The sequence below is a fragment of the Stenotrophomonas sp. 2YAF22 genome (assembly GCF_052114665.1).
GTDB lineage: Bacteria > Pseudomonadota > Gammaproteobacteria > Xanthomonadales > Xanthomonadaceae > Stenotrophomonas > Stenotrophomonas indicatrix.
In genome coordinates this window covers 1-5,730 of the sequence record NZ_JBFRFE010000241.1, presented here as the reverse complement: position 1 = coordinate 5,730, position 5,730 = coordinate 1, and the positions used below count along the sequence as shown (strand labels likewise).

Sequence of the window (5,730 nt, the reverse complement as noted above, 5' to 3'; positions counted from 1 at the left end):
TGCCGGCCAGCGGCCGGCACTACCGGGGGATGCTCAGAGCGTTTCCAGCTGCCTGCGCAGGTGGGCCAGCTGTGCGCGCAGGGTGTCGTTCTCGCGGGTCAGGGCAACCACGCGGCGGCGCAGCGCCGGGGTATCCTCGCCAAGCTGCTCCAGCGCGGCCAGCACCTCGGCATCGCGGCTGGCGATCTCATCTTCGTTGGCCTCTTCGAAGTCCATTTCCGCCGACTCCGGTTCAGGCTTCGGCGCACGCGGCTTGCGCTTGGACTCACGCACGCGCTTTGCAGCCTGCTTTAGCTCATCCTTGCCACCGGCAGCCGCCGCGCGCTGCTCTTCTTCCGGCAGGTCGGCCACGGCGGCGGCGGCGCTGATCGAGATCATGCCGGCCTTCACCGCTTCCACCACCTCGGCCGCAGCCTGGGCGTGGATGCGCTCGATCATGCCCACCTGGCTGGTGCTCAGCTTGGCTTCGCGGGCCAGTTCGGCGCGGCTGATCTTCGGCGCCGGTTCCCACGGTGGGCTGTCTTCGCCGGCCTCGTCGGCAGGCTCGGCGGTGCCGTCGCTTTCGCGCTGCAGCTGCGCCTGTTCGACCTGCTTGCGCGCGGACAGGATGTCGCGCTTGCGCAGGGCCAGCACGCCGCGCTGGAAATCGGAAACGCTGCGCCGGCCCAGGTGCTGCTCGATCATCCACAGGTGCACGTCTTCCATGCTCTGGAAGCGGGTGTTCTGCACGGTGTTGAACGGCAGTCCATGCTTCTGGCAGATGCCGAAGCGGTTGTGTCCATCCACCAGTACGTCGCCCCACAGTACCAGCGCATCGCGGCAGCCTTCGGCGAGGATGCTGCGCTCCAGCGCCTCGTGTTCGTCGGCGGTGAGCGGGTCGATGTAGGCCTTGAGTTCTTCTTTGACGACGATGTTCATGGGCACGGCAACAGGCAGGAGCGGAACCGCCCATTGTACCTGCTCGCCAGCACCGCCCTGGCCTCAGGCGGTGGCCCGGATCATCTCGCTTAGGGTGCCGGTGATCTGGTCGATCTGTGCCTTGTCCACGATCAGCGGCGGTGACAGCGCGATGATGTCGCCGGTACAGCGCACCAGCAGGCGCCCGTCATGGAAGCAGCGGCGGAACACCTCGTAGCCACGGCTGCCGGGGGCGTCCTTGCGCGGCGCCAGCTCCACCGCACCGACCAGGCCGAAGTTGCGGATGTCGATCACGTTCGGCAGCCCCTGCAGGGCATGCAACCGCTCCTGCCAGTACTCGCCCAGTTCGATCGCACRCTCGAACAGGCGTTCCTCGGCGTAGACGTCCAGCGTGGCCAGCGCCGCCGCGCAGGCCAAGGGATGGCCCGAATAGGTATAGCCATGGAACAGCTCGATGGCCTGTGGCGGACCCTGCATGAAGCTGGCATGCACACTGTCGCCGACCAGTACGCCACCCAGCGGCACCGCGCCGTTGCTGGCACCCTTGGCAAAGGTCAGCAGATCCGGGGTGACCCCGAAACGCTGTGCGGCGAAYGCCATGCCGACCCGGCCGAACCCGGTGATGACTTCATCGAACACCAGCAGGATGCCGTGCTGGTCGCAGATCTCGCGCAGGCGCTGCAGATACCCCGGTGCCGGCAGGATCACACCGGCCGAACCGGCGATGGGCTCGACGAACACGGCGGCAATGGTGGAGGGATCGTGCAGGGCGATCAGCCGTTCCAGATCGTCGGCCAGCTCGGCCCCCTGGCGCGGCAGGCCCTTGCTGAAGGCATTGCGTGACAGGTCCAGGGTGTGGCGCAGGTAGTCCACGCCACCAAGCTGCAGACCGAACTGGCGGCGGTTGTTGGGCAGCCCGCCCAAGGCCATGCCGCCGAAGCCGACCCCGTGGTAGGCCTTCTCGCGGCTGATGAAACGCGTGCGCTGGCCTTCGCCGCGCAGGCGGTGATGGGCGAGCACGATCTTCATCGCCGAATCCACTGCCTCCGAGCCCGAGCTGGTGAAGAACACGTGGTTCAGCCCGGCCGGAGCCAGCGCCGCCAGTCGCTGCGCCAGGGCGAAGGCCGGCGGCGAACCCATCTGGAAGGCGGGCGAGTAATCGAGCGTGGCGGCCTGCTCGGCGATCGCGTCGACGATGCGCCGGCGCGCATGCCCTGCATTGCAGCACCACAGGCCAGCGGTGCCATCAAGGATGGCGCGCCCATCCACGTCTTCGTAGTGCATGCCCTCGGCGCGTACCAGCATGCGCGGCGCGCCCTTGTACTGGCGGTTGGCAGTGAACGGCATCCAGTACGCGTCCAGTGAATCGGGGCGCTGGGTGGCCAGGTCGTGCAGGTCGCTTGCAGGGGTTTTCATGCCGGCTCCATCGGGTCCGATGGTTGTGACTCTAGCGCAGCCGCGTCACGGATCTGTCGGCAGGCATGGCCCGGCGCTACCGTTCGGGCCTCGACCTTGTGGTAGCGCCGGGCCATGCCCGGCGAGCGCGCAGCGCGGTCGATCACGGTGGGGTCGCGGCCGCGCCGGTATAAACAAGGATCGTTGATTGCTGGAGCGACCCATGACCCACTTGCCCGACCGCAGCCACTGGCAGGCCCTGTCCCGCCGCGTGGCGATTCCCGGACAAGCGTTCATCGATGGCCGCTACGTGGATGCCGCCAGCGGCGCGCGCTTTGATTGCATCAGCCCGATCGACGGGCGCGTACTGGGTGCGGTGGCCGACTGTGATGCACAGGACGTCGAGCGTGCGGTGGCCTCGGCGCGCTGCGCGTTCGAGGCAGGCCACTGGTCGCAGGCCAGCCCCACCCATCGCAAGCGCGTGCTGCTGGCGCTGGCCGCGCTGGTGGAGACGCACGCCGATGAGCTGGCCCTGCTGGAAACGCTGGACATGGGCAAGCCGATCCGCGATGCGCGTCGCATCGATCTTCCCGGCGTGGTGCGCTGCCTGACCTGGACCGCTGAAGCGGTGGACAAGCTGTACGGTGAAATCGCCCCCACCGGTCCGCACGAGCTGGGCCTGGTCACGCGCGAGGCCGCAGGCGTGGTGGCGGCCATCGTGCCGTGGAATTTTCCGCTGCTGATGGCGTGCTGGAAGATCGCGCCGGCCTTGGCGATGGGAAATTCAGTAGTGCTGAAACCCTCCGAGCGCTCGCCACTGAGTGCGTTGCGGCTGGCCGCACTGGCGGCCGAAGCGGGATTGCCGGACGGCGTGCTCAACGTGTTGCCCGGTCACGGCTCACGCGTGGGCGAGCCGCTGGCCCTGCACATGGACGTGGACGTGCTGGCCTTCACCGGCTCCACCGCTACCGGCGCCAGGCTGCTCGAATACGCGGGGCGCTCCAACCTCAAGCGGGTCTGGCTGGAATGCGGTGGCAAGAGCCCGCACGTGGTGTTCGCCGACGCGCCGGACCTGGATGCGGCCGCCAAGGGCGTGGCGCAGGGCATCTTCTTCAACCAGGGCGAAGTCTGCACCGCCGGTTCGCGGTTGCTGGTGCAGCGTTCGATCCGCGATGACTTCGTGCACCAGGTGATCGCCTACGGCCAACGCATGCAGCCCCGCCATCCGCTGGAGGCCGATGCACCGATGGGCGCGCTGGTCGATGCCGCGCACGTGGACAAGGTACTGGCCGATATCGCCCGGGCCGAAGCCGATGGCGCGCGCCTGCTGCTGGGCGGCCAGAGGGCCGAAGTGGAGGCGGGCGGTTGCTATGTGCAGCCGACGGTGTTCGACCAGGTACGCCCGGAACAGGCATTGGCCCGCGAGGAAGTGTTCGGCCCGGTGCTGGCCGTGCTCGGCTTCGATGACGAAGCCGAGGCTGTGCGCTTGGCCAACGACAGTCGCTATGGACTGGCCGCCGGCCTGTGGACGCGGGATCTTGGACGCGCCCATCGCGTAGCCCGCCAACTGCGCGCGGGCAGCGTGTGGGTGAACGGCTGGGACGGCGGTGACATGACGGCACCGTTCGGTGGCTACAAGCAGTCCGGCAACGGCCGCGACAAGTCGCTGCACGCCTTCGACAAGTACAGCGAGATCAAGGCCACCTGGATCCAGTTGTAGCGCCGAGCCGCGCCCGGCTGCCTTTGGTAGACGCCAACCTTGGTTGGCGCCGAGCAGATTCATCCACGCATGGCGTGGATCTACTGTAGAGGCGGCATGGTGGGATTCATCCACGCAGAGAGAATTCGTTGGCATCGGTGTCGGCTGAAACCATCGCCCCGTACAGCCACTGCCCCGTGGCAGAATCGGTCGATCCGCCGTTACCCGCCTTGCCGATGTCGACGATCACCGCTGCCGCGCCACCCGTGAATTCTCCCCGCCGTGTCCTGCTGGCCAGCCTGATCGGCACCACCATCGAGTTCTTCGACTTCTACATCTACGCCACCGCCGCAGTGCTGGTGTTCCCGCACCTGTTCTTCCCGGAAAGCAGCGACCAGGCCGCCTTGCTGCAGTCCCTGGCGACCTTCGCGGTGGCGTTCATCGCACGCCCGGTGGGCTCGGCGGTGTTTGGTCACTTCGGGGACCGTATCGGCCGCAAGGCCACCCTGGTGGCCGCGCTGCTGACCATGGGCCTGTCCACGGTCGCCATCGGTCTGCTGCCCACCCATGCGCAGATCGGCCTGTGGGCGCCGGCACTGCTGGCGCTGTGCCGCTTCGGCCAGGGCCTGGGCCTGGGCGGCGAATGGGGCGGGGCGGTGCTGCTGGCCACCGAGAACGCACCGCCGGGCAAGCGTGCCTGGTACGGCATGTTCCCGCAGCTGGGTGCACCGATCGGCTTCCTGCTGTCAGCCGGGATCTTTCTGCTGCTCGGCCGCTGCCTGGGCCAGGACGATTTCCTGCAATGGGGCTGGCGCATTCCGTTCGTTGCCAGCGCGCTGCTGGTCGGCCTCGGCCTGTGGGTGCGGCTGAACATCCACGAGACACCGGATTTCAAGCGCGCGCTGGAGCGCAAGGCGCCGGTGCGCCTGCCGATGTGGACGGTGCTGCGCGACCATCCGCTGCCGATGCTGCTGGGCACGCTGGGTGCGTTCGCCACCTTCGTGCTGTTCTATCTGATGACGGTGTTCAGCCTCGGCCACGGCACCGCCGTGCTCGGCTACAGCCGCGAGCAGTTCCTGCTGATGCAGATGGTGGCGATGCTGTTCTTCGCCGCCGGCATCCCGCTGTCGGCGCGCTACGGCGACCGCTGGGGGACGCGCCGCACGATGGCCATCGCCAGCCTGCTGATCATCGGCTTCGGTGTGCTGTTCGCGCCGTTGTTCCAGGCCGGCAGCCCGTGGCTGGTACTGACGTTCCTGTGCCTGGGCCTGTTCCTGATGGGGCTGACCTACGGCCCGTGCGGCACGTTCCTCGCCGAAATCTATCCGGTGGAAGTGCGCTACACCGGTGCCTCGCTGTCGTTCAACCTGGCCGGCATTCTTGGCGCAGCTCCGGCGCCGTACCTGGCGACCTGGCTGGCCGAGCGTTATGGGCTGGTCGCGGTCGGCTACTACCTGTGCCTGACCGCAGTGATCACCCTGTGCGCGCTGCTCGCCCTGCAGCGCCGCCAGCGCTGATCAGCCGAAGAAGCGCTTGAGCGTGCGGCCCAGCCAGCCGCCGCTCTGGTGCTCGCGGGCAAACTGGTTCAGGTGCTGCTTGACCTGTTCGGCATAGGCCTGGTCGTCGCCGCGGATGTGGTTGAACAGCCAGCGCGAGAGCATGGTGCGCAACTCGTCACTGATGTCCTCACCGGCCTGGAAGCGCATGCGGTATTCCGA

Annotated in this window: 5 protein-coding genes and 1 pseudogene; 2 read left to right on the top strand and 4 right to left on the bottom strand. The window is 67.8% G+C overall.

Annotated features, from left to right (window positions below):
- Positions 1–33: 33 nt before the first annotated feature.
- Together AB4Y84_RS11195 and AB4Y84_RS11190 are read right to left on the bottom strand one after the other, a co-directional pair.
- Positions 34–918 carry a plasmid replication/partition related protein gene (locus AB4Y84_RS11195; protein WP_312786061.1) on the bottom strand — a complete coding sequence of 295 codons (885 nt, stop codon included), beginning with the start codon at positions 916–918 and terminating at the stop codon, positions 34–36.
- 63 nt (positions 919–981) lie between these two features.
- The gene (locus AB4Y84_RS11190) at positions 982–2,334 is read right to left on the bottom strand and encodes an aspartate aminotransferase family protein (protein ID WP_442250136.1); all 1,353 of its coding nucleotides are present in this window, start codon (positions 2,332–2,334) and stop codon (positions 982–984) included.
- A 202-nt stretch (positions 2,335–2,536) separates the two neighbouring features.
- Between AB4Y84_RS11190 and AB4Y84_RS11185 the strand changes: the two genes are divergently transcribed.
- The gene (locus tag AB4Y84_RS11185; protein WP_442243728.1) at positions 2,537–4,033 is read left to right on the top strand and encodes an aldehyde dehydrogenase; all 1,497 of its coding nucleotides are present in this window, start codon (positions 2,537–2,539) and stop codon (positions 4,031–4,033) included.
- A 106-nt stretch (positions 4,034–4,139) separates the two neighbouring features.
- Here AB4Y84_RS11185 and AB4Y84_RS11180 read toward each other — a convergent pair whose 3' ends face one another.
- Entirely contained in the window at positions 4,140–4,262 is a 123-nt protein-coding gene (locus AB4Y84_RS11180) for a hypothetical protein (protein WP_312112949.1), read from the bottom strand.
- Here AB4Y84_RS11180 and AB4Y84_RS11175 point away from each other — a divergent pair.
- Positions 4,249–5,529, top strand: coding sequence for an MFS transporter (locus AB4Y84_RS11175; RefSeq protein WP_080149309.1), 1,281 nt, complete (start codon positions 4,249–4,251; stop codon positions 5,527–5,529). The two genes, AB4Y84_RS11180 and AB4Y84_RS11175, sit on opposite strands and share 14 nt — an antisense overlap.
- On the opposite strand, the pseudogene AB4Y84_RS11170 reads toward AB4Y84_RS11175, so the two are convergent.
- Positions 5,530–5,730: pseudogene (locus AB4Y84_RS11170) on the bottom strand (bacteriohemerythrin); the annotation flags it as partial.